21 protein-coding genes are annotated in these 26,089 nt (G+C 36.8%); 8 read left to right on the top strand and 13 right to left on the bottom strand.

Annotation, left to right across the window (positions count from 1 at the left end; genetic code table 11):
* The first annotated feature begins 3 nt into the window (after positions 1-3).
* From deoD to LW139_RS17650, 3 genes are all read left to right on the top strand, one after another.
* A complete protein-coding gene (gene deoD, locus LW139_RS17660; RefSeq protein WP_036934279.1) occupies positions 4-720 on the top strand; it encodes a purine-nucleoside phosphorylase in 717 nt (238 codons plus the stop codon).
* A 252-nt stretch (positions 721-972) separates the two neighbouring features.
* A complete protein-coding gene (locus LW139_RS17655; protein ID WP_109410045.1) occupies positions 973-1,182 on the top strand; it encodes a hypothetical protein in 210 nt (69 codons plus the stop codon).
* Positions 1,179-1,553, top strand: a complete 375-nt coding sequence (locus tag LW139_RS17650; RefSeq protein ID WP_166540077.1) for a hypothetical protein — start codon at positions 1,179-1,181, stop codon at positions 1,551-1,553. Before LW139_RS17655 ends, LW139_RS17650 begins: the two co-directional genes overlap by 4 nt.
* Positions 1,554-1,714: 161 nt before the next feature.
* Here LW139_RS17650 and LW139_RS17645 read toward each other — a convergent pair whose 3' ends face one another.
* On the bottom strand, positions 1,715-2,164 hold the full coding sequence (locus LW139_RS17645) for a hypothetical protein (RefSeq protein ID WP_109410044.1): 450 nt from the start codon (positions 2,162-2,164) through the stop codon (positions 1,715-1,717).
* A gap of 695 nt (positions 2,165-2,859) precedes the next feature.
* Between LW139_RS17645 and LW139_RS17640 the strand changes: the two genes are divergently transcribed.
* The gene (locus LW139_RS17640; RefSeq protein WP_166540076.1) at positions 2,860-4,596 is read left to right on the top strand and encodes a pyridoxal phosphate-dependent decarboxylase family protein; all 1,737 of its coding nucleotides are present in this window, start codon (positions 2,860-2,862) and stop codon (positions 4,594-4,596) included.
* A gap of 96 nt (positions 4,597-4,692) precedes the next feature.
* Here the strand turns inward: LW139_RS17640 and LW139_RS17635 are convergent, their stop codons facing one another.
* The 4 genes from LW139_RS17635 to LW139_RS17620 all read right to left on the bottom strand — a co-directional run bounded on the left by LW139_RS17635 (position 4,693) and on the right by LW139_RS17620 (position 8,831).
* A complete protein-coding gene (locus LW139_RS17635; protein ID WP_166540075.1) occupies positions 4,693-4,959 on the bottom strand; it encodes a DksA/TraR family C4-type zinc finger protein in 267 nt (88 codons plus the stop codon).
* 158 nt (positions 4,960-5,117) lie between these two features.
* Positions 5,118-6,278, bottom strand: a complete 1,161-nt coding sequence (locus LW139_RS17630; RefSeq protein WP_072068996.1) for an MFS transporter — start codon at positions 6,276-6,278, stop codon at positions 5,118-5,120.
* A gap of 27 nt (positions 6,279-6,305) precedes the next feature.
* Positions 6,306-7,604, bottom strand: a complete 1,299-nt coding sequence (locus LW139_RS17625; RefSeq protein WP_166540074.1) for a hypothetical protein — start codon at positions 7,602-7,604, stop codon at positions 6,306-6,308.
* Positions 7,605-7,643: 39 nt separating this feature from the next.
* Positions 7,644-8,831 (bottom strand): ROK family transcriptional regulator, encoded by a 1,188-nt coding sequence (locus tag LW139_RS17620; protein WP_227336065.1) that lies wholly within the window; start codon positions 8,829-8,831, stop codon positions 7,644-7,646.
* Positions 8,832-9,115: 284 nt separating this feature from the next.
* Here LW139_RS17620 and LW139_RS17615 point away from each other — a divergent pair, with 284 nt between their 5' ends.
* Positions 9,116-9,517: a hypothetical protein gene (locus LW139_RS17615; protein WP_166540073.1), complete on the top strand. Its 402-nt coding sequence runs from the start codon at positions 9,116-9,118 to the stop codon at positions 9,515-9,517.
* 107 nt (positions 9,518-9,624) lie between these two features.
* On the opposite strand, the gene pyk is transcribed toward LW139_RS17615, so the two are convergent.
* Entirely contained in the window at positions 9,625-11,076 is a 1,452-nt protein-coding gene (pyk, locus tag LW139_RS17610) for a pyruvate kinase (protein ID WP_247850312.1), read from the bottom strand.
* Between the two features lie 66 nt (positions 11,077-11,142).
* Complete coding sequence (locus LW139_RS17605) at positions 11,143-12,477, bottom strand: MFS transporter (protein ID WP_166540071.1); 1,335 nt, start codon at positions 12,475-12,477, stop codon at positions 11,143-11,145.
* A gap of 312 nt (positions 12,478-12,789) precedes the next feature.
* Between LW139_RS17605 and LW139_RS17600 the strand changes: the two genes are divergently transcribed.
* From LW139_RS17600 to LW139_RS17590, 3 genes are read left to right on the top strand one after another with little or no spacing between them, the layout of a single operon-like run.
* Positions 12,790-14,079 carry an ABC transporter substrate-binding protein gene (locus tag LW139_RS17600; RefSeq protein ID WP_166540070.1) on the top strand — a complete coding sequence of 430 codons (1,290 nt, stop codon included), beginning with the start codon at positions 12,790-12,792 and terminating at the stop codon, positions 14,077-14,079.
* A 57-nt stretch (positions 14,080-14,136) separates the two neighbouring features.
* Positions 14,137-16,512 (top strand): ATP-binding protein, encoded by a 2,376-nt coding sequence (locus LW139_RS17595; RefSeq protein ID WP_166540069.1) that lies wholly within the window; start codon positions 14,137-14,139, stop codon positions 16,510-16,512.
* Positions 16,490-17,767, top strand: coding sequence for a sigma-54-dependent transcriptional regulator (locus tag LW139_RS17590; RefSeq protein WP_109410035.1), 1,278 nt, complete (start codon positions 16,490-16,492; stop codon positions 17,765-17,767). The genes LW139_RS17595 and LW139_RS17590 overlap by 23 nt, the downstream gene beginning before the upstream one ends.
* Before the next feature lie 78 nt (positions 17,768-17,845).
* On the opposite strand, the gene LW139_RS17585 is transcribed toward LW139_RS17590, so the two are convergent.
* The 6 genes from LW139_RS17585 to ecpA all read right to left on the bottom strand — a co-directional run bounded on the left by LW139_RS17585 (position 17,846) and on the right by ecpA (position 25,231).
* Positions 17,846-18,430: a common pilus major fimbrillin subunit EcpA gene (locus tag LW139_RS17585; RefSeq protein WP_109410034.1), complete on the bottom strand. Its 585-nt coding sequence runs from the start codon at positions 18,428-18,430 to the stop codon at positions 17,846-17,848.
* 466 nt (positions 18,431-18,896) lie between these two features.
* Positions 18,897-19,583 (bottom strand): fimbrial protein, encoded by a 687-nt coding sequence (locus LW139_RS17580; RefSeq protein WP_208105149.1) that lies wholly within the window; start codon positions 19,581-19,583, stop codon positions 18,897-18,899.
* Positions 19,584-19,722: 139 nt separating this feature from the next.
* Positions 19,723-21,339: a fimbrial protein gene (locus tag LW139_RS17575; protein WP_166540068.1), complete on the bottom strand. Its 1,617-nt coding sequence runs from the start codon at positions 21,337-21,339 to the stop codon at positions 19,723-19,725.
* A gap of 11 nt (positions 21,340-21,350) precedes the next feature.
* A complete protein-coding gene (locus tag LW139_RS17570; RefSeq protein ID WP_227336062.1) occupies positions 21,351-23,861 on the bottom strand; it encodes a CS1-pili formation C-terminal domain-containing protein in 2,511 nt (836 codons plus the stop codon).
* Positions 23,862-23,878: 17 nt separating this feature from the next.
* Positions 23,879-24,565: a hypothetical protein gene (locus LW139_RS17565; protein ID WP_247850311.1), complete on the bottom strand. Its 687-nt coding sequence runs from the start codon at positions 24,563-24,565 to the stop codon at positions 23,879-23,881.
* A gap of 66 nt (positions 24,566-24,631) precedes the next feature.
* On the bottom strand, positions 24,632-25,231 hold the full coding sequence (gene ecpA, locus LW139_RS17560) for a common pilus major fimbrillin subunit EcpA (protein ID WP_227336060.1): 600 nt from the start codon (positions 25,229-25,231) through the stop codon (positions 24,632-24,634).
* Positions 25,232-26,089: the final 858 nt, after the last annotated feature.

The following is a 26,089-nucleotide window of genomic DNA, read 5'->3' as shown; positions in this document are numbered from 1 at the left end:
ATTATGGCTACCCCTCATATTAACGCAGAAATGGGCGATTTTGCTGATGTCGTTTTAATGCCGGGCGACCCGCTTCGCGCTAAATACATCGCTGAAACTTTTTTACAAGATGTCCGTCAAGTAAACAATGTTCGTGGTATGTTAGGTTTTACAGGTACGTATAAAGGCCGTAAAGTTTCTGTAATGGGCCACGGTATGGGTATTCCTTCCTGCTCAATTTACGCAAAAGAATTAATTACTGATTTTGGCGTAAAAGTGATTATCCGTGTGGGTTCATGTGGTGCAGTATTACCAGATGTTGAATTACGTGATGTTGTTATCGGTATGGGTGCATGTACAGACTCTAAAGTTAACCGTCTGCGTTTCAAAGACCAAGATTTTGCAGCTATTGCAGATTACCAATTAGTTCAAAATGCTGTTGATGCAGCAAAAGCGAAAGACATTAAAGTTCGCGTAGGTAATATCTTCTCTGCTGATCTGTTCTATTCTCCAGATCCAGAAATGTTTGATGTGATGGAAAAATACGGCATCCTAGGTGTTGAAATGGAAGCTGCAGGTATCTACGGTGTTGCAGCGGAATACGGCGCAAAAGCACTGACTATCTGTACTGTATCTGACCACATCAAAAAAGGTACACAGACTACAGCAGAAGAGCGTCAAACTACCTTTAATGAAATGATTGAAATTGCATTAGAATCTGTTCTGTTACTAGAAGACTAATCAATACATTTCGTTGCTTAAAAATAATAAAAACCCAATTTTCGAATTGGGTTTTTTTATGTCTATTTACTCAAAAATATAAATAGAAGTTTTAAATAAAATACTTAATATCAATAGGTTAGTTGTTATTTTTTGGGCTTGCCACTATCTATTTTCTTGACTATCAATAGTGTATTTTGTAGCCTATATAACATAGGTAATGAGATTGAAGATCTCTATTCCTACATTTTTATAGCAAAGTAGGAGGGTAATATGAACTTTGATATGTGCATAGCCCAAAATTGTGCATCTTTTTTTAACCCGATAACAAAAGTATTTGTTGTGGTTGATTCATTTAATAATTATGAGTTTGATGTACGTACAGGAACTTTATCTCATACGGAATTTGTAGGTACGATTACCGCAACAAGTGATGAAGAATTGAATAAGAAACTCGCTGAGATCACGGCTGCCTATATATGATAACAGAGCAAGAAATAAATCAGTTAGTTGCAAATATTAATGAAATTCTTCAAGAAGATAGGGCTAAATTAAAAATATCATTCCATTTTGCAGTCGAACGACTTAATGATAATCGTAATAACCCACCAATTACTTTAAATGAACTTAGAACTATATTTATAAAATTTATTAAGCATCATTTACAGAAAATATTAGAAAAAGAAGAAGGTTTTTCTTTTACGATAAAATGTAAAAAATCAGGTATTGCAATACCTTGCGCTATTGAACATGAGTTTGATATTGGTTCAAAATGGGTAATACAGCAAGTCATTACTATTATGCGAAAATGGGATTTTAACGCTTATCACGGCGATGCCCTTTTTGAAATTTAGATAACTCAACGCCTTAAAATCATTATTTAATTTATTCTCTTTAATATAGCTATTAGTTATAGGGGAGCGCTTAATATATTAATTATTAGAGCGTCAATTTAAATAATAAAAACCCAATTTAAAAATTGGGTTTTTTTATGTCTAATTAATAAAGTTAAAAACTATGGAGCATAAATATACGTTTCTAAATAAGGATCCATTTTAATAGCGTAGTTTTTTAGATTATTCAGGCTAGGGGTTAACGGATCTTTGCACTCTTTTTTACTAATAATATTATTGTCTTTATAAACAATCACGCCGTTAAAGTTCCATCCTCTACCTTCACCGTCATAAACAACGTAGCTGTAATTTCCATTCTTAAATCGAATATAAGTCGATGCACCAGCAACAAACATCTGATGCCCATAAAAGACATTATTATTAGGTTGCTGAGGAACTGGTAGTGTGATCTCTGTTTTAGCAAGTGTGCCATAGCGATACACAGGGGGATTCCCATGTTCGGCAAATACACTGACATACTTACCATTTTCAAGTTGGCAGGTAAATTCTTCAGCATAGACACTTGCGGATAATAATACGAATACAGCAGCAACAGTGATATGTGCTTTCATATTGTCTTCTCCGTTAATTACCTACTTTATTACTTTAAGTATCGGCAAAAAAAGCAAAAGATGTAGAGTAAATATTCTGATTATTTAGCAGGGTGACTATCTTTTATTTTTAACCAATATTTTTGTTATTTGCAGGGTTATTATCTGTGATTATTTTCTTTTTTATATTTTCATTAATGACTACCCTCTATTTTAACCTTAACCCATATTTTGTACCTAATAATAGTTAAAATTAGAATTAATTTGCTAATTGTTGAAAATATAGCAGTGTTTTAGTTTTATTTTATTGGTGGTAACTGAACTTAATGTAATTTTAGCTGTACTAATTGCGGAAATAACAGATTAATACAATTAATTAAATTGAGAGTCTAATGATATCATATGGTTAGCTAGTTATTATTGTATTTTGATTATATTTCAAATAGTTAATAGTATTGTTAGTGATTGTTTCTATTTATAGTTCTATTTTCATTGTGATCTCAGTCACATAAGCATATTAATGAAAAATTTGCGTCTGTAAATTTAACTTTCCGTATCAACTTAATTTGTTGATATTAATAATAAATATTATTAAACCTGTTATGTTCTATGAGATAGATGCTATCGCATAGAACACTAACTAATTTAATTAGAAAATGTATAGTATTGCTATGCAACTAAATTAAATTATTGTCGGTTTCTATTTGGAGAATATAGTGAAAAATCAAGATTTATTAGGTCTATCTTCTGCTAACATTCTAAACGCGGAATTTGAGAAGAAATACCACGACGTTATTGCTCACTTTTTCAGCCGAGATCCGAAGTATTGGCCGATATTTCAGGATAAAACAATCCAATCGATTACACAGTTTAGAAAAACCACAACTAATGATAATGACCAATTACAGCGTTATTCTAATGGGCCACAAATATTTGAACGTTTAATGGCGGATACGCAAATCCAGCAACATATTAATTACCCAGAAAACGATCCTAATGAGCTACTCATGTTAGTTTCAACTCTGTGTAAAAACTGGGAAAATCCATTAGCTGTTGAAAACGTGATTGCAATGCCAAGTGATCCAGGTGTTTATGGTTCAATCTTAGGGTTAATGGGCAACCCTAACATGGTGTATTGCGAATATTCTGGTGTTGCTGATGCATTAGAAAAAGTGACGATAAAAAAAGTCGCTAAATTGGTTGGTTACGATCCTGAAGTTGCCTCAGGTGTGTTCACTCAAGGCGGCACCATGTGTAACTTATATGGTTATCTCTTTGGATTACGCAAATCTATGCCTAATTCTAAACATTTAGGTATGGCAGCAGATCAAGATTATCGCATCATTAACTCCCAAGGCGGTCACTATTCAAACATGACTAACCTTGCACTGTTGGGGGTTGATGTTGATAACAAAACTATCCGTATTAAAGTATCTGAAGATAACACCATTAATTTAGAACACTTAGAGCGTGAGTTAAGAGCGTGCTTTACTGTTAAATGCAAAGTACCCACTATCATGTTAACCACAGGAACAACAGACACCTTTGGTGTGGATGATGTGAAAGGGGTTTGTGAGTTACGTGATCGTTTATGTGAAGAGTTCGAGATCCCTGTTAAGCCTCATGTTCACGTTGATGCCGCTGTGGGCTGGCCTATTATCTTCTTCTTAGAATATGATTTCAGCAGTAATCCACTGGCAATTAATGATGTTACCTTAGAAGGCTTACGTCAGAACGTTGAGAAATTTAAACATCTGAAATATGCCGACTCCATTACTATCGACTTCCATAAATGGGGCTATGTACCTTATACCTCAAGTTTAGTATTGGTGAAAAATGGCAATGACTTCGTGGCACTGGAAAACGATCCAGAAAACTTCACCTATTTTGAGCATGAATTAGAAGGGCAGACTCACTTACAATCTACTATTGAATGTACACGTAGTGGTGTGGGTATCTTTGGTGCTTATTCTGCAATGCACTATATGGGGATTGAAGGTTACCAAACCATTATTGCCCACTGTTTGCAAAACGCGAACTACATGCGCCATCAGTTGTTAGAGATGGGTAATGCGAAAGTGATTGTACCGCAAAACCAAGGCCCAAGTGTTGGTTTTAAACTGTATGATCCAAACCTAGTGAAAGATCCTAATGTTGCTTTTGATTTAGAGTTAACGTGCTCTACAGATAAAGAAGCATATGACTTTATGGTTCATAACACACAGTGGCATAGAAAACTTTTCTTACAACGTGGTAGAGACGGATTATTTACTAACTGGGTAGATTCTATTGCTTGCTCAAAATATGCGAAAAATAACCGTTACGTTTATCTTCCAGGTGAAAAAGCGGTATTTATGAATCCAAATACTGAACGTGCACATATTGACAATTTTATGAAGATTTTAACCGAAATGAGTCAAAATATGAGCTCAAAAAAGGCTGCGAAAATCTAATTAAATCATTGTTTGATTAAATAAAACAAACTGTACTTTAATCGAGAAAACTCGTATTAAGGTACAGTTTTTATTTTATATGATAACAATTGCAGATTATCTGAGTTGGCTATCTTTACTACCACGGCGATTATACCCACTAAAGGCATTATTCTTTTTATCAATAGCGTCTTGGCAGTTTAAACAATAACGTACACCAGGAACGGCTTTTTGCCGAGCTGGAGAGATTGGCTCGCCACATTCATCACAAAACTCTGCACTTTCACCATGTGCCATTTGGTTGCGAGCTCTTGCAATTGCATCATCAATGGTGGCATCTATTTGCTCTTGAACAGCACTATCATTAGCCCATCCACTTGCCATCATATTCTCCTATTTTAACAGTGAATATAAATACTATTATTAGGGCGATGGTGAAAAAATCAACAGAATAAAAGAGAATATAGATTGCGAAGATAGGGTGATAGAAATAAAAAACCCCTCATAGAGAGGGGTAAATTTCAGAGGCATAACGGTTGTTGTTATTGTTTTTGTTCTCTAATAAACAGAGAAATAATAAAGAAGAGAGCGACGAATACAATAATTAGGTTAAAGCCAACAGAAACATTATAGCTTTCTGAAACCTGACCGATTAATGAACCGGCTAATGCACCGCCCAATCCTGAAGCCACATAAATAAGTCCCATCACCGAGCCACTTTTACTGGTTAATTTTGTGGCAACCGCTGCGGCTGTTGGAAATAGAACAGATAATGCAAAACCAAATACCATAAACAGATAAACAATATCTTGCACAAAGATACGGCTAACAATAATGGCAATAAGCGAGAACAGTGAAAATAAAATCAATGTTTTGCGATCACCCAGTGCAAGGTTAATAAAGCCACCAATAAAGCGACCGATAGTAAATAAGAAAGCAAAACTAGAAATCACGTAAGCGGCGGTTTCTGCTTTTTGTGCGCTACTCATATTTCCAATATCCATAGAGGTATAGAAGATAGGGAAGAAGTTTAAGAAAGCGGCTTCAGCAGCAACATACAGCGTAATAAATAAGATAACTAATAATAGCGATTTTTGTGTCAGTAACTCTAAAAAGTCACTGAATTTCATATCAACTTGTGCGCTGTTTTCTATTTTTAATGTACTTAATACGAGAATAATGACCGCAACAATAACGGCAACACCTACATAAAAAGTACGCCATGAAATAGAGTGTGAAAATAGATATTGTAAAATTAGTGGAGTGACAATCATCCCTACGCCAAACATTGCATTGGAGACGTTAAACATCATGCCAGCTTTCTCTTTATAGAAAGTCGGAATAACGGTCACGATAGAGACAAGCATCGAGCCAATACCTAATCCAATAACCAGATAAAAGCCAAAAAATAGCATCACATTAAAAGCAAGGCTGGTTCCTGTTAAGCCAACAGCCATCATCAGTGAGCCAATAAACATCATGACTTTTAACCCTTTCTTATCGGTAAAATAGCCTGTTAATAAACTGGCAATTAAAAAACCGATTTGGAAAAAGGTAATTAATGAGCCAACTTGGCTCATATTTAATGAAATATCATGTTGAACTTGTTCGAGAATAAGCCCTTTTGTATTTTGAATGCCACCGAGTAAAAACATCGTGACAAACAGAAGGAAAAAGACTTTCCATTTTTGTTGTTTAGCCATAATTTTATCCTGATTTTCCGCGGTGTATTATTCTTTAATCGTGTTGTTATAGGCGTTATTGTTAGGTGTATTGTGTTCGCCAATGGCATCAAATAATTCTTGAGTTGCCCATCCATAGCAATAATAAAGTAAGTCATCACAAGCACTTTCTTCTGCTGCAATAACCGCTTCAATTAATTGAGAGGCAGGTAAATTCCACATTTGAATACCGCTATAAATAAAGGTATTTGGCTGTGAAAGCTGGCGAACTTTATTATTTTGTTCTGCAACAAAGTGAATAGGAAAACCTTGCTGTTTAAAGGTTTCGTATGAAATATCATAAGGTAATTCAAATAAGCGTTTGAACGCAGTAAATGCACGCTCTTGGCTTTCGTTATCATGGGCAAAATGATTAATTAACCCTTGAACATCTGCACCTCCCCCTAATTTATGATAAGGGAAATGTTTGAGTGTTGAAGAATAACGGGTTAATTCATGATAATTTTGACCTAAGATCCAACTATAAGCTGGTGGCCATAAGTCAAGCCATAACGTAATACCACCCGCAGTTTGTTTGGCATCAGACAGTAATTTTTCAACTAATTGAGTCACACTTTGTTGGCGAAATACTTGCCACGCTTTTAACAAAGGTTCTTCTTTTAATGCGCTAACAGGTGTTTCGAAATCCCCTTGTTTCAATGAATCAGCTAAAGCCGCCAGACGCTGTTTGATCTCATTAACAGGTAAACCTTGCTGTACCATTTTTTTTTCACAGTGAGGGCAAAAACAGGTAAATAATCCTGCTGGATTCACTTCTTTACCTGCCCAATCAGGGAAACGAATTCTGTCAATTAAAAAGGTGTCATAACCGTAGTTTTGTTTTAATGCTGTGAATGTCTTTTGCCACAATTGAGCGACATCAGGGGCGTTAGGACAGAGCCAATGTGCTTGCGGACGACCTTTAAAATCCACAACCTGATTGTTTTCTACATCCCCGGTGAAATCGCCATTAAGAATATTAGCCCATGGAATGACTTTATATTTTCCGCCATCAGTAGCTTTTTTTATCGTCATTAGCGGATCGGCACCCGCTAAAATGGTTGGATCAACACGTTGGCTCAGACGAGGGAAATCAGTATGAGTGTTGATGTGTAGTGTACCTGTTCCCATAACCACATTATGAATAGGGTTATGAGGTAAATCACCAACAGGGTAAGGGTTACGTTCAAAAATGGTATTAATTTCGACAAATAAATGCTCGACATGCTTCATGCCATCAAGGCGTTGAAGTATAGCGGACATACCTTCGTCTAAAATATCATGTGGGTGAAGATGTATTCCTGCCATGAGTTGCTCCCATCTCGTTTAGGTGCTTTTTTATTAGGGTTATCTCAGTTGGATCTCGGGCATAAATTGAATTGATGGATAAACCGTAGCCAAGGCAAGAATGGCAATGCCATAAAGCGGGCCTTTTTCCCATAATTCAGACAGCTCGATATTCACTTTGGTGTTAGCAAATAAATGTCTATCTAGATTTGCCTGAACACGCGGTAAAAAGGTGTCAGCAGAGCGAGTGATCCCGCCTGTTAATACCACTTTTTCCAGATTTGCAATGGCGACTAAGTTCATAATGCCAATAGCAAGATAATCTGCCATTTCCTCAACTAAGGATTGAGCCAGAGGATCGCCTTGTTGTGAGGCTTGAATAATCTCAATTGCACTAAGATTTTCTCCTCGTAAGTTTGCCATGCGCTCACTTAAACCTGAGCCAGAGCAGAAACTTTCAAAGCATCCTTTGTTACGCCAATTGCGAAAGAGATGGTCACGCGCAAACATCATGTAGCCGATTTCACCAGCTGCATTGTTTGCACCGCGGATAACTTTTCCATCCATCAGCAAGGCGGAGCCTAATCCTGTGCCGATACCAATCAGCGCACAACTATGTGTATGACGACAACGGCCTTTCCACATTTCACCCACAAGTGCTGCACGAATATCATTTTCGAGTACAACGGGTACATTGAGTTTTTCTGTAAGCTGTTGTGCTAAAGGCAAATTATCCCATTGAGGTAAATTAGGAGAGCCCTCTAGTACAACACCATTTTTGATATCGATGATCCCTGGTGTGGCGACACCGATAACATTGATCTTTTGACGGTCTACGCCGCTTTTTTCGATCACATTTTCAATACTTTGTGCAAATTGCGTAATAAAGTGCTTACGATCGTCAGTATCAAAGGTAGGCTCTTGATATTCATACAACAATTCGGCATCTAAGTTAAAAACCGCATAGGCGATTTTGGTTCCGCCTAAATCAATGCTGACACCTAAACTGTGTTGAGGATCGAAGTTAACTAAAATACCTTTTCTGCCTTGTCCTGCTGGCGAACTGACACCACTTTCATAAACGATTTTTTCTTCAAGGAGATCGTTAATAATTTCAGACACCGTCGCTTTTGTAATCCCGCTAATTTTGGCTATCTGAGCCCGTGACAAAGGACCTTGATGACGAATGACATTTAATACAAGCGAGGCATTCATTTGCCGTAATGTATTGGGTACGTTCGGTGTCACGTTACTACTCCATTTGTTTAGAAACAAAACTAAAAGATGTTTTTTTTATATAAAATCGTCTGTGTTTGATAGTTATGCACCGTTTTATTTACTTTGTAAAGTATAAAACGACTAATTAGTTTAGAAACCATCCTAAATGAGTTTGCGATCACAAATTGATGAGTCTAATTTGTACAATGAGATCTTCTAAAAGATCTTCAATGTATATATTCGTTGCACATATTCTTAATGCAATAAACCGACTACAATGAAATAAATCTATATTGGCTAAAGAGAAAGTTAGCATGAAAAAAGGAATGTTATTAAAAGGGTTAATAGGAATGTTATTGCTATTCCCTCTGTATTCGCAGGCAGTAACATTAAGCGGTTATCTTGAGGTAAAACGATTATTAGCCTTAGATCATCCTTCTAATAAACAACTAGAATCGGTGACACAAGCGTACCTGAACGGTATTGCGAATGGATTTAATTTTTATGCAGTGTCAGTAAGATTGCATAATGAAGGTAATGATTTTAAGCCACTTTATTGTCCACCCAAAAAAGTCATACAAAATGGCGATTTTATGGTAAAGCATATTGATGCTTATCTTGATAAATATCCTATTGCTAAGCAAAAATATAAAGATACATCAATAGAGCTAGTTTATATTGCCGCATTACAAGATGCCTATCCTTGCGATGAATAAAAAAGAAAAATAGCCACAATCCTTGTGGCTAAAATGATTTTGGTGTGCTCTTTTTCTTGTTATTTACTTCAGGTTGCCTCTCTCATAAGCCCCTTGATGGAAGACACTCAAGCTGTTGCTGCTTCAACTTGTTTTACAGGAACAAGATGACAGCAATCGCTTTCACCGGTTTTTTCAAAGGTTGATAAACGGGTGATTAAGAGTGAATTCATGTCTGTTAATAATCCTTCTGCTTGCAGTTTTTGCATGATGCTTTCATCACAATCACTATTGTTATGACGTTGATAAGCAACTGGTGTTACACCGCGTAATACGGTGAGCTGACCCGCAAGTGCTGGATTATCTGTTAATGCATATACGTTGTTGTTTGGCATAAAGCGTGACAATAAGGTCACTGATTTGCCGTTTTCTGTTAATGCGGCAACGCTTAAATGTTTGTCATCATGGAAGGCGGTTGTCGCAGCAGCCAGAGCAATCCAACGACCAGTTTGTGAATAGTAAGACGGTGATTGCCATGGGTTTTCAGCATTAGCTGCAAAAGAGCGTTCGGCTCCTTCAGCAACACGCGCCATTGCACTAACCGCCTCGACTGGGTATTTTCCTGCCGCAGTTTCAGCGGAAAGCATTACAGCATCAGTGCCATCACCAACAGCATTCGCGATATCCATTACTTCGGCACGGGTTGGCATTGGGCTTTCAATCATCGATTCCATCATTTGAGTTGCAGTAATGACAGGGCAACCTAATGCGCGACAACGTGCAATTAGTTGTTTTTGTGCGCCTGGTAAGCTGGCATCACCGATTTCAACGGCGAGATCACCTCGTGCTACCATAATGACATCGGATGCTTTAATAATGTCATCCATATTTTCTTCACAAGAAACCACTTCTGCGCGCTCAACTTTAGCAACGATTTTGGCGTGACTTCCTGCTGCTATTACTAAATCACGGGCATATTCAATATCCGCACCATTACGAGGGAATGAAACGGCAATGTAATCTGCTTGAATAGCGGCTGCTGTGTGTATGTCTTGTTTGTCTTTCTCTGTTAATGCAGGTGCAGATAAACCACCACCGAGTAAGTTAATTCCTTTACGGTTAGATAATTTTCCACCAACAGTAACGACAGTCTCTATTTTATTATTATTTACGGCACTGACTTGTAATTGAATATTACCATCATCAAGTAACAGAATATTCCCTGGTGTGACTTCCTGAACAAGTTGTGGGTAATCCAATCCAACTTGTTGCTCGTCGCCTAATGTGCTGTCTAAATCAGCATTTAGAATAAAGCTATCACCTTGTTTTAATTGAACTGAATCATGTTTAAAATTGGCAATACGAATTTTTGGGCCTTGCAGGTCAGCTAAGATCCCGATGAATATACGATGTTTTTCTGCGACCTGACGGATAGTTGCGGCTGTTGTTTGATGCTGTTCGCTAGTGCCATGTGAAAAGTTTAAACGAAATACGTTAGCGCCTGCCAAAATCAGCTTTTCAATCATCTGTTCTGAGCAGCTAGCTGGGCCAAGAGTCGCAACAATTTTTGTCTTACGCATAATGACATTCTCTTTTTAAGGAGGGATGCTTTATGGCATCCCTCAGTGACAACTTAATTTATTAATTTAAATAGTAACTTTTTTCGCATTCCAGACTAGCGTTGCTAAAATCATGGAAACGATGGCAGAACCAATCCAGAAATACTGCACTGTGGTGAAGTCGTAGTTAGTGATATCGCCAACTTGAGTCACTTTAATCAGTGATGCCGAAATCAGTTCTTGAGCGGATGCTGCAATATAAGCAAACAGTCCGATAAAGCCTTTTACTGCACCTACTGCGTTTTTCGGCATCAGGTCACAAGCGGTTAAACCTGCTAGGAACACAACCAGACCGCCCATTGCAAAACCAACCATACTTAGTGCAACAGCATCCATAACACGGCTTTGTGGACCCCAGAACATCAGCGCAAAACCTGCGATGTTGGCGATACCGTAAATTAGTGTTGGAATATGACGGTTAGCATTAAACAGTTTGTCAGAAGCCATACCCGCTAAGATTGCGCCGAAGAAACCCGCGATTGGGTAAGTAGACATGGCGAAACCTGCATCAATCAGTGAGTAACCTTTTGAACCTTGTAGGTAAAGGACTGCCCATGAACTGATTGCGTAGCGAGAGATATACATAGCCGCACAAGCCGCTGCGATGATCCACACTGTTGGTTGTTTTAATACGAATAACTGAGCGCGACGAGTTTCTTTAGGATCACTTGATTTAATCGCTTCTGATTCTTCGCCATACGCAGTTGCTGGATCAGGTAAGCCATAAGTACGAGGACGGTCTTTTAAAATCATCAGTAAGATGATACCCGCAGCAATACCTGCGATACCTGCACCGATAAAACCTGCACGCCAGCCGAAGAAGCTCACTATGGTTGCAGTCAAGATCCAGGTAATTGCTTCACCAATATTACGCGAGCCACCCCAGATGGAATAAACCGTACCGCGTTGCTTTGGTGAGAACCACTGGAAGATAGAGACACAAGAAGGCGCTGAACCAACAGATTGGAACCAACCGTTAATACCCCATAACAGGATAAAGAACAGGCTCGCGGTTGACATCCCCATAAAAATACAAATGAAGGATGAGGCAATTAACGAGATGGACATAAAGCGTCCAATATTGGCATAATCCGACAAGAAGCCGTTAGAGAACTTACCAAATGCGTAGGTAAAGAAGAACGCAGAACCCATTAAACCGAGTTCAGCGGTGGTTACGATACCTGCATCCAGCATAGGTTTTTTCACCACACTGAGTGCCATACGAACCACATAGAACATGGCATAACCAAGAACAAGACCAAAGAAGACCTGCCATTGGTGCTTTTTATATATTGCGCGGATCTTTTCACTTGACGCTTCTATTAGCGGTAGATCCTTTCTGGTTTTAAAGAAACTTAGCATAGAGATGACTCCGAATATTATTCATGTCTGAAGCTGATTTTGGTTTTCAGAGCTGATGCTATTCATTTAGGTCATCTTGGTGCAAAACACGGAATTTGAGTCATCGATGACACATTCGGCTGAATCGGTGAGTCAAATTTGTAACATCGCTATTAGGCGTTGGTTTAAAAATGAGTGAAGATATCGTCGTATCATTGTTGTAAATGGGTCATTAAGGACTCATTAGCCCAAAATAATAAATATTGCTAAATATCAGAAGTTTGAAGTTCGACACATTTTTATGTTTATTCAAAACAAAACCAGGGGTATGTCATGAGAATAAAAATAACACTAAGCCTCGTCTGTTTATTGTTTAGTTGGCTGTTTATCACACCAGTGCGTAGTGATGAGCAGCCACTTGTTATATTGACGACGCTTTCAGATACACCAATGCGACCACTCACAGAAGCTTTTAGTGCACGTTATCCTGATACCAAAGTGCAAGTGGTTTATCGTCGTGTCGCAATAGCAACACGTATGATGAAACAATATCCCACACAGCCTGTTGATATTGTGATGTCGTCCTCGGCTAACTTTTTTCATCATCTAGATAGAGAAGGGCTACTGGCGCGATTACCTGTTAAGTATGAAACGCCAAAATGGTTGATGCGTCACAGTGATATCTTAAACGATAAAATAACCACAGTTGGTTATTCCGGCATTGGTATTATGAGCAATACACAATACTTGCAAAAGTTGGGACTTCCTGCACCGAAAAGCTGGATTGATTTAAGTGATCCGATTTATCAAGGGCACTTAACCATGACCACACCAGCGAACTCTGGCACGATGCAATTGATGGTGGAAAATGTGCTACAAGAGTATGGCTGGGAGCGAGGATGGCAGATCTTACTAGAAACCAGTGGTAATCTTTCTTCCATTTCCGCACGTAGTTCACGTGTTAGTGATGCTATTGCCAGAGGTATTGTCGGTGCTGGGCCAATTATTGATAACTACGCTTTTAACCATCAAAAACGCTTTGATTTTGTTGAGTTTAGCTATTTTGATAAATCGATTATTTTGCCGGCTTATGTCGCCATTGTGGCAGAAAGCAGTAAAAGAGACACCGCGGCCAAATTTATTGCCTTTCTTTTATCGGATGAAGGACAAGAGATCATCTATAAGAGTGATATGGCAAAGATCCCATTAAGCAAAGAGATCTTAGGTAATAACGATGAACTTGCTAATAACACAGAGTTTATTTTAAACAGCAATGAGGCTTATCGTCGTAGTGAAGTGGTTAATGCGTTATTTGATCAAATGATCACGCATAATTTTCCTTTAATGCGCCAAGTTTGGAATGATATCCATGAAGCAGAAAGACAGGAAAATAAAACCCCAGAACGTATTTCTGCGATCAGTAAAGCACGAAAAATAGCAAGTTCAGTGCTTATTAGTGAAAAAGAGGCTAATTCACCGACATTACAAGCGTTATTTATGAAGGAAGCCGATCAGCGTGAATACTCTGATCAAGCGTTAGCTGTGCTATATCAATGGCGTACATTAGAAGCTGAAAGGCTTGAACAAGCACTGGTTTTATTGAAAGAAACAAAATCACCCTAACCGCCTTGTGGTTCAGATATACAGCAGGAAGCGCTGTTTTTATGAAAGGTATTACGGATGAAATTATTAGTGCCTAAACAATTTGGCAAACTAGGTAGACGCCTGTATATGGCGTTTATCTTTAGTTCTTTACTCACCTTATTGATTGGTGTGGTTATCTTTTTTATGTGGGGAAAGCTGGCGACACAAATTAATGCGTCAGTGGGAGAGTCTCTACCGATGTTAACCACCAGCTATAATATGGAGCGTTATAGCACCAATTTACAAATGCTATTAAAAGAGCGAGAGCAGACACAGAGAAAATCAGTTTCAGAGCAACAACAGCAGGAAATTCATCAGTTATTAGATAATTTACGTGAATTCCCTATTGAACAAACACCGCAACGTGATTTTTATACTCAACTTGTCGATGAATTATCAGAGCTCATTTATCAACAAGATGTATTACTCGATAAACGACGTGAATTAGAGAATCGCCTTGCTCAATTATTGGGACAATTGGCTTGGATGCATGATGCTGTTGGTGAAGATATTAAACCGCTACTTAATGAAATTGAGTGGCATGTCAGCCAAATGCTCAATGAAAAAAATGTGCAGGAAAATAGCTTACAACTGTTATTAGAATCAACGTTATTACAAGAATTATTTACCACTGAGAATGAATTAATTGGTTTAGTTGAAGAAATTGCTCATCAACGTTATAGCCGTGATATTGATGTCGCTTTTCACTATATCAGTGTCAAAATTGATGAAATTATTTCGTTAAATCAGAAACTAAAAAGCTATCCGTCAACCATTGCTCACCGACAGGTATTACAAGAGATTATTTCTATCACTCGTTATGATGGTGATATTTATCAAACACTGATTGATGATGTAGAAAACGAAAAAAAGCTTAAAGCATTAACCCCTGAATTAAATGAAAAGTTATCTCAGTTTGATAATGCCGTAAGTGGTAATGTGTTGGCGACCAGTGAAGTGTTAAATAAACTCAATGGCAATACCCGTAAACTGATGGCAACAGGGAAAATTGTTATTGTAGCGATCATTGTCGCTTCTTTATTACTCAGTATTATTGTGATGAAAATCTTAATTGATAGAAGACTTATCGCAAGATTGAATAAACTAAGTGATGACTTAGCGCATGTTGCCAAAGGTAATTTAACCGAGCCTGTATTGATTGAAGGACAAGACGAAATTGGTCTATTAAGTCGGCGACTTCGTAGATTTTGGCGTCAAATGAAAGAAGTTGAAGCTAGTAATGCGTTAAATCTTATTAATAACACTGATGCGAGTTTAATTACCTGTCACCACGATGGCAGGATGGAAACAGTTAATCCAAGTGCGGCAACGTTATTAGGAACAGGAAAAGAGCAAAGTAATAAGCCGCTTTGGTTACTATTTAGCGGTGAGGCGAGCACAATGCTTAAAGCGCAATTTAGCTCAACCAGTCAGCTTTACCGTTTAGGGCAGAGTGAATGTACTATTCGCATGGTAAAAGCAGGTGAGCCACATTTTTTACAATTTAATATTCGAGAGTATCCGCATAAAGATGAACATAAATATATTGTTACTATCACGGATATTACGCGCCAAGAGTTAAGTCGATTAGAGCTTCAAAGGCTGGTGGCATTAAAAACTCAAGATCTGCAGGATAAGAATCAGCAATTAAATGAAGAGATTGTGCGTCGTGAACAAGCACAAAAACACTTAATTCAAACGCAAGAAGAGTTGGTGCAAGCCGCTAAAATGGCGGTTGTAGGCCAAGCAATGACAAGTCTTGCGCATGAACTTAATCAGCCTCTTTCTGCAATTAATACCTATTTGTATAGCGCAAAACTGACCATGCAGATGGAAAAATACGATCAATTGCCTGATTCTATAGAGCGTATTGAAAAGCTTTGCGCGCGAATGAATCGAATCATTACAGCATTGCGTAATTTCTCTCGTAAATCATCATCTGAAATTAGTTTTGTATCAGCACCATTAAAAGAGCTGGTGGAAAGTGCGATGGTGCTGGTAGAGTCTCGTTCCAAGCGAGAGCAGTGCATCATTACGAATAATATTCCTGATGAATTAACCATTTGTGCTGACCCGACTCAAATCGAGCAAGTTTTGGTTAATCTATTTGTTAATGCGATGGACGCCATTGCGGGTATTGGTGAAAGTCAGATCACTATCGATCTCTTATCTGCTGATCCTAAAAGGAAATTAGTGGGGATCGCGGATAGTGGAAAAGGGTTCAATTCTGCTGTTTTACCAAAACTATTTACCCCGTTTACCACAACAAAAGATGTGGGGCTTGGGTTAGGGTTATCCATTTGCCGTTCTATTATGCAACGGTTTGGTTATGAAATTTATTTGGCCTCAGCGTTAAACGGTGGCGCTATGGTTGTTTTGGAGTTTACTGATGACACAATCACTCATGCCTGATATTGATGTTCTATTAATTGATGATGACGAAGATATACTTGAATCTTATCGTCATTTGCTTAACCTCGCGGGTATGGTTGCCAGAGTAACTGATTCGCCTGAAAAAGCACTTAGCCTTTTAACACCAGAGTGGCAGGGTGCTGTTGTGCTCGATATCTATATGCCAGCAATGAATGGTATGGAAGTGCTTGAACGTATTAAACACATTGATCCTCGTATCCCAGTTATTATGATCACTGGGCATGGCGATATACCGCTGGCTGTTGAGGCAGTAAAAAAAGGCGCTTATGACTTTATTGAAAAGCCAATTAATCCGCCATTATTCTTAGAGTTGGTGGCAAAAGCACATAAAGAACGACAGTCTATTCTTGCCCTTAGAAATGCGGTAATCAGCACAACTCAAGAGCGATTAGTGGGTGATAGCGCACAAATCACTGCGATTAGGGAGCAAGTACAACAAATTGCCGATATCGATAAAGACTTAATGATAGAAGGCGAGATGGGAACAGGGCGTCACCTTCTTGCTCAACTCTTACATGAGTTAAGCCCGCACAGCGATAAAGCGATCCAAACTGTGGATTGCCAGAATTTATCTGATATTAAACAGGTTATTGCTCAAATTGAAGCGGATGAAGTAGGAACGCTGATTTTGCGTTCTCCTTATGATTTATCCTCAGAAGCACAACGCTGGTTAAGTTCTTATTTGTTAGATATGGAACGCCAAGGAAAGCGCCATTTTAGAACGATTGCAATTTTAGAAAATAATACACAGCAATTGGTAACAGAAGGGCGGTTAATCCCTGAATTTTATTACTATTTTTCACAAATCACTTTTTCATTGCCTCCGCTAAGTGCGAGACGCCCTGATATTATTCCGCTATTTAGAGCGTTTTTGAGACAAAGTGCGCAGCGACTTGGTATTGCGGTACCGAAGATTGATCGTAATTATCTTGATATTTTAAAACGTTATGATTGGCCGGGTAATATTCGAGAGTTACGAAATGTGGCTGAATTGTATGCGGTAGGTATTGTGAAGATGGTGGATAGTGAACAACATAGAGCTATTATTCCACCAGAAGGCCCTTTGGACAACTTAGTTGATGAATATGAGCGCCGATTAATTGAGGATGCATTATATTTATTTGCAGGTCGTGTTAGTGATGTGGCGGATTATTTAGGTATTCCTCGTAAGAAGCTGTATTTACGGATGAAAAAGCACGATCTTGATAAAGATAGCTATAAACCGAAGGTTTGATTTAGATCCTATGGAATAACAAAGAAGCGCCATACCGGCGCTCTTTCGCATTTTTTCTTTTAAGATACATCGATTGAATTATCTTGCAGCGAGAGTTACAAAATCGCCTGACCACTTACTGGTAAATTCAATACGCAAAGCGCCTTCCCATAAACCTTCTGGTAATGATGCAACAGTTTGAGAACCATTGATAACATTAAATAAAAAAGCACTTTGAAGACTTTTTAACTCGCTTTTCTCTGATTCTTTATTCTCAGCCACCAGCCCATGATGAATACCTTTTTGATTATCGAGAATAACGGTTTCTTGATTATTTGATAATGTTTTACCGTTCCAGTCTGCTTTCACTGTTAATACAGAATTATCAGTCGCATTTTTAAGTTCATTACTAATAATTTTCGAAGTTAATTTAAAGTCTGTTGCCCCTTCGGCATCTTTAACAGTGATATCAAAAGTCCCATTTTGTGTATTAAAGCGGTTATTTTCTGTTACTTCAAAATGTAGGGCATTTAAAGGGGTAACACCTAATTCACTTTGTGGTTTTTTTACTGCTGTAGCATGCCAATTTGCAACAGTTTGTATAGAAGCACTGTTGTTTGCGTAAGTTGCAGTTGTGGTAAATGCTGTCAGTAATAGGCTTAGTAAGACGTGGTATTTTTTCATGGTTTATTCCTAAAAAATTATCGACGTTAATAGCAATATCGGCTAAAAAGTTTTTTTCATGAATTTATAAATAAAATTATGAGCATCCAAAAAAGATGAATCATTAGATAAATTATCGAATAAATTTGAAAAATAGTTTATTAAAAACGTCATAAAAAAATAGGAATAAAATGTAATAAAAATAACTTTATCGTTAATAATGTAAAATAATTAATTATCAATAACTTATATTGTTATTGTTATCTTTTTATGATTATTACTCAAAAGTTAAAAATGATAAATATGACAAAATATAAATTAATTTAATTAATTATGTATTTGCAAAAATTATATATTTAACAAAGTTACATTTTCTTTCAAATGAGAGGAAATAACAGGAAAGGTTATGAAATAGGTAGGATCACTTATTTTATAATAAAAAAGGTAGCTTATTAGGCTACCTTTATTTTTTTAATCAGCATTTATGTTAGTTTGTAGTGCAATTATTCTCTAATCCAATATAACGGTCAAAGGCAATAATAAACTGTTTATGCTCTTTCTTTAGCCAAGGATGTTGGTAACTTTCACCGGGTAACAGTTGTAATATTTTGGCATTTTCTTCGTCAGAATCGCATTTGTCATTTAACAGTAAACGGAAATAAGTATTGCCTGTGTTTCTGATGGTGCCAGCAACATTATTATGATCATAAGTGAATTTCATTTCACGAGGACGAATAACCATCACGGTGTTTAATCCAACAGTCGGAACGACTAAAGGCTGTTTACTGTTTTCTTGATAAGGTACTAAGTTAACAGGAGTTTCTTCAATAATAATTCGGTAATAACGCTCTTTATCGTCTTTGGCACCTTTATAAAATAATTTAAAAAACTCATGTTCATTAGGTAATAATACTTTTTGCAACGGTGTGTAAAGTATTTCACCATCATCGATAGGGAGTTGTTTTTCATCTTTTTCTTTGCCTCCCGGTTTTTCGATTTTATAGACATGAATTTTATAAAGATTCGTTCTGTCTGTATTATTAAGATAAGTGCGAGAGAAAAAGGTTTTATCAGATTCAAGAGTAAAAACTTCAGAACCTACATAAAGAGCATGGGTTGAAAATGTTAGTGCTGAGAGCACTAATATACTGATAAATTTTAATATTTTTTTCATTCTATCTCTTTAATTCGCTTTTTAATAATCAGTAATAAACCACACTATAATACTGTTAATCCAGATTACATTATGTAGGTTCAAAAGCAAAACGGGTATAAACACTAAATTTATACCCGTTGATTAGCCAACTTGACTGTTAGTAAATATCTGTGCCAGACCATTCAGCAAATACATTGACATAACCGCTGGCTTCTACCACGCCAATCCAGTCTTCCCCTTCCATTGAGAAAAGAGATGTTCCTTCATTCATCGGAAAGGTTAATTGCAAATCGGTACGATAGAAATAACCCTCTAATTGATAAGGATAAGGCCATGTGGTTTGTGTCCATAAGGCTTCTTTTATGGAGATAGGTACATTATCGCAAGCTGTGCGGGTTTTAACTTTTGAACCACTTTCATCGGTATAAGTCAGATAAGCTGAAAAGGGTACATTAATTTTTTTATCTTTAGAGCTAAATAAGCAGTAAGGCTGACCTTTTAATGTAATTTGAGGGCCTTCAACTGCGGCTGTAATTTTATTTGCTTGGCGAAATGCACTGGTGGTAACGATATAGTCAAAGGTTAGCGGTGGCTCTTTATCGCCCACTTTTCCTTCACGATAAGGATTATTTATCATCTCTTTAGAAACAATGCTAACACCATAATCACGAGGTTTTATAATTAAGGTATTGGAAGGCGTAAATTCATAATAGCCAGATTGAGATAATTTTGTATTATCAACGAAGAAAGTAAATAGCTCTTGGCTTTTTGCTAAATCAATTTTTTTTGTGATAACTTCTTTTAAGAAAGCTTGTCCCATAAAAAGGTAAATATCACCGTCACCATTATAAACAATTTTATCTATATCTATTATTGAAGTTCCACCTGAATTCCATACGTTCTTACCATCACCAATATAGAGTGAACTTTTTGATTTAAGCCCATCTATTAAAGGATTAAGTTTTAGAGCAATATCCATATTATTTCCTGTAAGACTACCTTCGAAATTGTAAGCGACAAGAGCGCACATTATACCTTGCTCTTTTTTAACAACGGCACTCTCACAAAGCTTAGAACCTAATCCTAATACCGCATTACCATTACTATCAACAAAAATCTCTTGTAAAGCATTGGTGGATTTTAAGGTTAAATGACCCGTTTTAGTTAAAGAGATCATGTCATTTTTTATATGATAATTCCCACCAACAGATTCACAACTCTGAGTATTAACGTCATAATCAATTTTAGTTGAACATGCGTTATAATTTAATGTTGTTGTATTTCCAACAGGAAGCTTTCTAAAAAATTGATATGCCGACATAGAAAGTACGCCACGTGCATAAAGTGCCTGTCCATCATTTGTATATAAATAAGATTTATAACTGCCATCACTTTTAATTCGTTCGGCATGAAGAGTAAAGTCATTAGGACAACCACTACTTTGCATACAGCGACTACCAATAAAAGGGGAGTCAATAGGGGAATCTTTTAGCCAAATATCCATATATTCCCCCTTTTTAGCAAATGAACTATCAGGTTTTTCTGATGGTCCTAAATAACCTAAACTCTTTTGCCCAACAGGATATTTAGTTAATATATTAGCACCAGAAAAACGAGGCTTAGATCTTGTTGGTGGTGCTATAAAATATTCATTATCGATATTATTTTCGATAAAAATATAATCAGTTTCACCTGCATAACTTGGCATTGAAAATAAATTTATTGCGACTGTAGTTAAAAGGCCAAGTGTTAAAAAAGAAGGCTTTATCATCATTATTATTCCTTTTAATTTCGAATCGCCAATGTAGTCTGCGGATCACAAATCACATCACCTACCCATAACACACCACGTGCAGATGAAAGATCTAATTCAGCTTCACAAATTTGTTTATCATCTTGTTGTAATGAAATGACTGGGTAGCGTTTATCAACATCCATTGCAAATTGGCCTTGGTGGTCGGTTTGAGTGCGACCGATATGGTTACGAACTTGCGCACTAGCTAACAGTGTGCCATCAGGCGATTTCATTCGACCAAATACGGTAACCATTTGTTTTAATTCAGGTTGATGTACTGCAACGTTACCCGGATAAAGCACTACGTTTTTCACTCGACCTGAGGCGATATCAAAGCTATCTTCACTGTTTTTATCATTGAGTAATTCGACCTTATATTCCGCGTAAGGAGAAAGCGGAATAAAGTTATTGCTACCGGATAAAACAAAGCGTTGGCCATTGACGTTGGCGGCAATTTGCCCTTCACCATCAATGCCTGTTTTAACAATTACCCCTGATGTTTCTTGTTTACCACTGGCAGAGAAATTCATATCACTATATGCCAATGAACCTCTAGCGGTTAACGTAGTATTTAAACGATCATTATTAGGGCGACTCATGGTTAGCGTACCAGTACTGTATTTGGTATCAAAAGAGCCGTAACCACTGACAGAGAAATCACTGTCAGTACCGTCTTTATCGTGTAATAAGGTTGATACCGATAAACCTGCGTTACGAATAGCCGAATCTTCAAAGCTTTTCGATGCAGATAACTCGCCACGCACATTACCATTACTAGAAGAAACGCCGGCACTAAGCCATGTTGCGAGTGGTAGTGAGAAATCCAGTGTGATGTATTTTTCGTTAGTGCTACTTTGGTTATCGTAGTGATAACGTTGAACACCGGTACGCAAACTCATGCTACCGTAACGTCCGTTATAGAGTGTGGTGGAATATTCAAAGTTATTCGATTTGTTTTTATCGCGTAAATCTTTGGTATAGGAATAGGTAAATGATCCGGCATATTCCCAAAATTGAGTCAAATTGAGGGTAGTACCAAAAGAGTAATTATCAGAGTCATACATCGGGAAATCATCTTTGATATTCCCTTTCTCTTTATTTACCCAAAGTGAGCCAAAACCCTTGGGCAATGAATAAGATGCGGTAATTATATTGCGATCACTACCATCGTTAGCAAAAAGTGATTGCCAACTAGTTGATATATTTTCACTTAATTGTAAATTAGCATTGGTTTCAAGTACGGTTAAATCATCAAATGCATAGGTTGATGCTTGTAAATTTAACCCTGAAAAAACGCCTAAAGTAACAGTCCCTGCGCCCCCAACAAGCCATGTATTATCTGAGTTCGATGTTCTATATTCATTATCTCTATTTTTAATACGCTTTTTATAATCGACATAGCCTGAGAATATTTCCCAACGAAACTCATTTAATGTTGCGCCTCGCATATTGAAGGTTTTATTCACTGTTTGAGCTTGTTTGGAGTGAACCTTACCGTCAATAACGACTTCGACTTCGACTTGATAAATACCAAAAGGGAGTGGCGCGGTATCAACTTCAAAGCTTCCCATTGGGAAATTTTGAATACTTAATAATTTACCATCACGATAAACACGCACTTCACCAGCACTGGGTAAAAAGACGGTGATAGGTGTTAAAGAGAGCTGTGAATGATTGACCTTGGATGAGGAATTATTGCCGTAGGTAATACCGTAAACTTTACTGCTATTGAGCGCCGACATAGAGGCGATAGATTGTAAGTTCCAAGTATTTAATAGACCAAAAGCAAAACGGCGACCATTAAAATCACGCTCAAACATAGCACGATAAAAATCAAAAGATTGCTCTGCGGTGCCTAGGCCATAAGCCGTGGCACTAAGATTCAAATGGTTTTCAGCAAAACTCCAGATACTATCAATTGAAAAATAACTATTGGTGTTATCTTTTTGCTGTTTAATTTGATTGTTATAGACGCCTAAATCATAGGTAGTTACTGCTGATATATTTCTTACTGTTGATTCGCCAAGCATTTCAGTGCGTGCTTTAACTTGTGTTGCAAGACCCGCTTCGCTGACATCCAATGTCATAATGAATGAGTTTAAATCAAACACAAGAGTGGCATCAGGTGAGAGTGTTATTTTCCCTTGTTGTCCAATTTGTGCATCTTTCAGTGATACAAGTGAGCTAATAATTTTTTCATTAATAGAAGCAACTTGAGAATCGTCACTCTCATAAGTTGGTGTGATGGAACTTATGGTAAGCTGATTGTCTTTAAGTACCACAAGTGCATCTGCAATTTTATTACGACTTTGTTCGTTTAATACAGATTGATTAGAACGGTCATAACGTAAATAGACAGGGATCGTCATTCCTTCTTCTAATGCAGTGGCAAAGACGCTAGGAATAATATAATTACCAATCTTTAAACTGGTTGGTTGGCTATATGTATTCTCGGACAATAGGAACATAGCAATGCCTAGTGCCACTACAGATTTACGCACAAGGAGTCCTTATTAAATTAATTTATAATAATAAAATCGTCGTTATGCCAAATACCAACAGTTGATTTTTTACTTTGAACATCCACTTGCTTTAACTTGACACCAAGACCTGGCATGACGTAATAGCGTTCACCACAACGATTATTTTCGTTTTTTGTCACAGCATCTGGCATGCAATCACCTGTAGCGACGGTACGAAACGAGCTATTTCCTGTGTTGTAGACAATGCGAGCATTTTTATCGAAACGGTAATCGAATTTTTCTTGGCGAGGAGCAACCACTAAAATGGTGCTTATCATGGCAGACGTTGTTGCCGTTGCAGCTTTTGCACTTTGCGTTGATCCCGTTTCAGTCACCGGATCGTCACGCCACACTAAGCGATAGTAACGTTCTTGATTATCACTAGGGCCTTTATAGAAAATTTTAAAATTTTCTTTGGTTTTGCCGGGCAAAATTAAGTTTGCTGGTGAGATCAAAATCTCGTTATTGACTAAAGGGAGCACTTTTCCATCTTCTAAAGGTGATGAAATACGCTCAATAGATAATCCGACTAAACGTGCCTGATCGACATTATTTTCAATTTCTTTGGCAAGAATAGTTTGGTCAGATTGCATAGTTTCGGTAATGGCACCGACATGAATGGCTACTGCAAATTGGCTATAAAAAACCAAAGGACTCAAACAGGCTAATATTATTTTTTTCATAGCGAATCCTTGAGGGAGAGCGAAAATTCGCTCACCCCTTAATTATTAAAAAACTAACTTTATGGCTTATGGAGTTGAAGTGAAGTCGCCTTCCCAAGTTGCAGTAAACTGAACTTTAACGTCACCATCCCAGTAACCATCAGCTAAATCAGAGAATTTAGCATCAGTACCAGCAATTTTTGCGGAAGCGATATTGAAGGTGAATTGGCTTTGGCCACTTACACGATCTTTACCGTTGTAAGCACCCTCTTGTGCTAAGAAATCAAGGCCAGCAGAAGTACCTGCTGCTACGTCAACCATTGTGGTTTCTGTAGAGTTAGTTAATTCAGTGCCATTCCATTTAACACCAACAGTTAATTCACTGTTATCAGATGCACGCGTTAATTTATCGGTGATGATTTTTGATGTCAGTTTGAAGTCAGTTGCTTTTTCTTGACCTTGGATTGTGATATCGAAAGCACCATCTTGAGAGTTAAACGCTTTAATACCTTCTGCATAATAGAAAGTTAAAGATTTTAATGGTGTAACCACTAACATACTTTTAGTATCTTTGTATGCTTTAGCATCCCATGAAGCAACAGCGCTTGCTTTACGAGTATCAGCTTGAGCAAGAGTAGTTGCACCCATAATAGCTACAGCAAGAACAGCCAATGTCAGCTTTTTCATAAAATATCCTTTGATGATTATCTATAATAGATTGCTTTTATCTTTCTATTAATGAAAGAAATTAAATACACTGATACATTCTTAAAATAAAAGAATTTCTCTTTAAATAATTTCAAGAAAATATTTAAAGAATAACTCTTTTATTGATTGGTTTGAGGTGGGTATTATTAATGTCTTTTATTAAGCCTCCATAAATAAAAAGCTTATTCTTTATATTTAAATAAAATCAATCTGATTGTTATTTAATGTGTTTGTTTTTTTAATTTAGATATAAATATAATTAAACATTATTTAATAGAATTAATTTAAACAATATAGGAAAATAAAGTGATAAGAATAATCCTATAAGTATTTTTTCTTAATTTTAATAAGTAATAAAATCTTATCAATTGTATCTATTTTTAACGAAATTTAGTTATTTATATGTTTATTTAATTAATTTATCTTATGCTTTATGGCTTTTTATAATATTTATTATTCAAAATTTTTAGTTTTTTTTGTATAAATACATTCGATAATAGACTATGCGTGTTATTTTATGCTGTTATGTTTGGTTTATTGGGTTATAGCTCTAATTATGACGATAAAATTACATGTTTACTCATTTTTTGAGTTACGTTGTTTTTTATCTATAAAGTTTTTATATTTCCTATAAATTAAAATCAATAAACTATCTAATTACGATTTGTATTTTTCATTCAGAGTGAAAAACAATTGCTTAATGTTTATTATACCGTCAAAAGAATATCATCATTAAAGGATAAGTTATCTTTTTTGGATGATATAAAAAAGATTTAAATTACAAGTTAATTATATATTGGTATTAAAGGAAAATTAGAAAATAGTAAATTTATTTTT

The organism is Proteus vulgaris (assembly GCF_023100685.1).
Classification (GTDB): domain Bacteria; phylum Pseudomonadota; class Gammaproteobacteria; order Enterobacterales; family Enterobacteriaceae; genus Proteus.
Note: the sequence above shows the minus strand (reverse complement) of the source record. Positions and strands in the feature narration are given on the sequence as shown.

Bases quoted from the DNA above. Each gene is read 5' to 3' on its own strand.
- LW139_RS17650 (WP_166540077.1), top strand. From the start codon at position 1,179: ATGATAACAGAGCAAGAAATAAATCAGTTAGTTGCAAATATTAATGAA.
- deoD (WP_036934279.1), top strand. From the start codon at position 4: ATGGCTACCCCTCATATTAACGCAGAAATGGGCGATTTTGCTGATGTC.
- LW139_RS17655 (WP_109410045.1), top strand. From the start codon at position 973: ATGAACTTTGATATGTGCATAGCCCAAAATTGTGCATCTTTTTTTAAC.
- LW139_RS17580 (WP_208105149.1), bottom strand. From the start codon at position 19,583: ATGAAAAAAATATTAAAATTTATCAGTATATTAGTGCTCTCAGCACTA.
- LW139_RS17645 (WP_109410044.1), bottom strand. From the start codon at position 2,164: ATGAAAGCACATATCACTGTTGCTGCTGTATTCGTATTATTATCCGCA.
- LW139_RS17615 (WP_166540073.1), top strand. From the start codon at position 9,116: ATGAAAAAAGGAATGTTATTAAAAGGGTTAATAGGAATGTTATTGCTA.
- LW139_RS17595 (WP_166540069.1), top strand. From the start codon at position 14,137: ATGAAATTATTAGTGCCTAAACAATTTGGCAAACTAGGTAGACGCCTG.
- LW139_RS17590 (WP_109410035.1), top strand. From the start codon at position 16,490: ATGACACAATCACTCATGCCTGATATTGATGTTCTATTAATTGATGAT.
- LW139_RS17630 (WP_072068996.1), bottom strand. From the start codon at position 6,278: ATGGCTAAACAACAAAAATGGAAAGTCTTTTTCCTTCTGTTTGTCACG.
- LW139_RS17575 (WP_166540068.1), bottom strand. From the start codon at position 21,339: ATGATGATAAAGCCTTCTTTTTTAACACTTGGCCTTTTAACTACAGTC.
- LW139_RS17635 (WP_166540075.1), bottom strand. From the start codon at position 4,959: ATGGCAAGTGGATGGGCTAATGATAGTGCTGTTCAAGAGCAAATAGAT.
- pyk (WP_247850312.1), bottom strand. From the start codon at position 11,076: ATGCGTAAGACAAAAATTGTTGCGACTCTTGGCCCAGCTAGCTGCTCA.
- LW139_RS17625 (WP_166540074.1), bottom strand. From the start codon at position 7,604: ATGGCAGGAATACATCTTCACCCACATGATATTTTAGACGAAGGTATG.
- LW139_RS17600 (WP_166540070.1), top strand. From the start codon at position 12,790: ATGAGAATAAAAATAACACTAAGCCTCGTCTGTTTATTGTTTAGTTGG.
- ecpA (WP_227336060.1), bottom strand. From the start codon at position 25,231: ATGAAAAAGCTGACATTGGCTGTTCTTGCTGTAGCTATTATGGGTGCA.
- LW139_RS17565 (WP_247850311.1), bottom strand. From the start codon at position 24,565: ATGAAAAAAATAATATTAGCCTGTTTGAGTCCTTTGGTTTTTTATAGC.
- LW139_RS17605 (WP_166540071.1), bottom strand. From the start codon at position 12,477: ATGCTAAGTTTCTTTAAAACCAGAAAGGATCTACCGCTAATAGAAGCG.
- LW139_RS17585 (WP_109410034.1), bottom strand. From the start codon at position 18,430: ATGAAAAAATACCACGTCTTACTAAGCCTATTACTGACAGCATTTACC.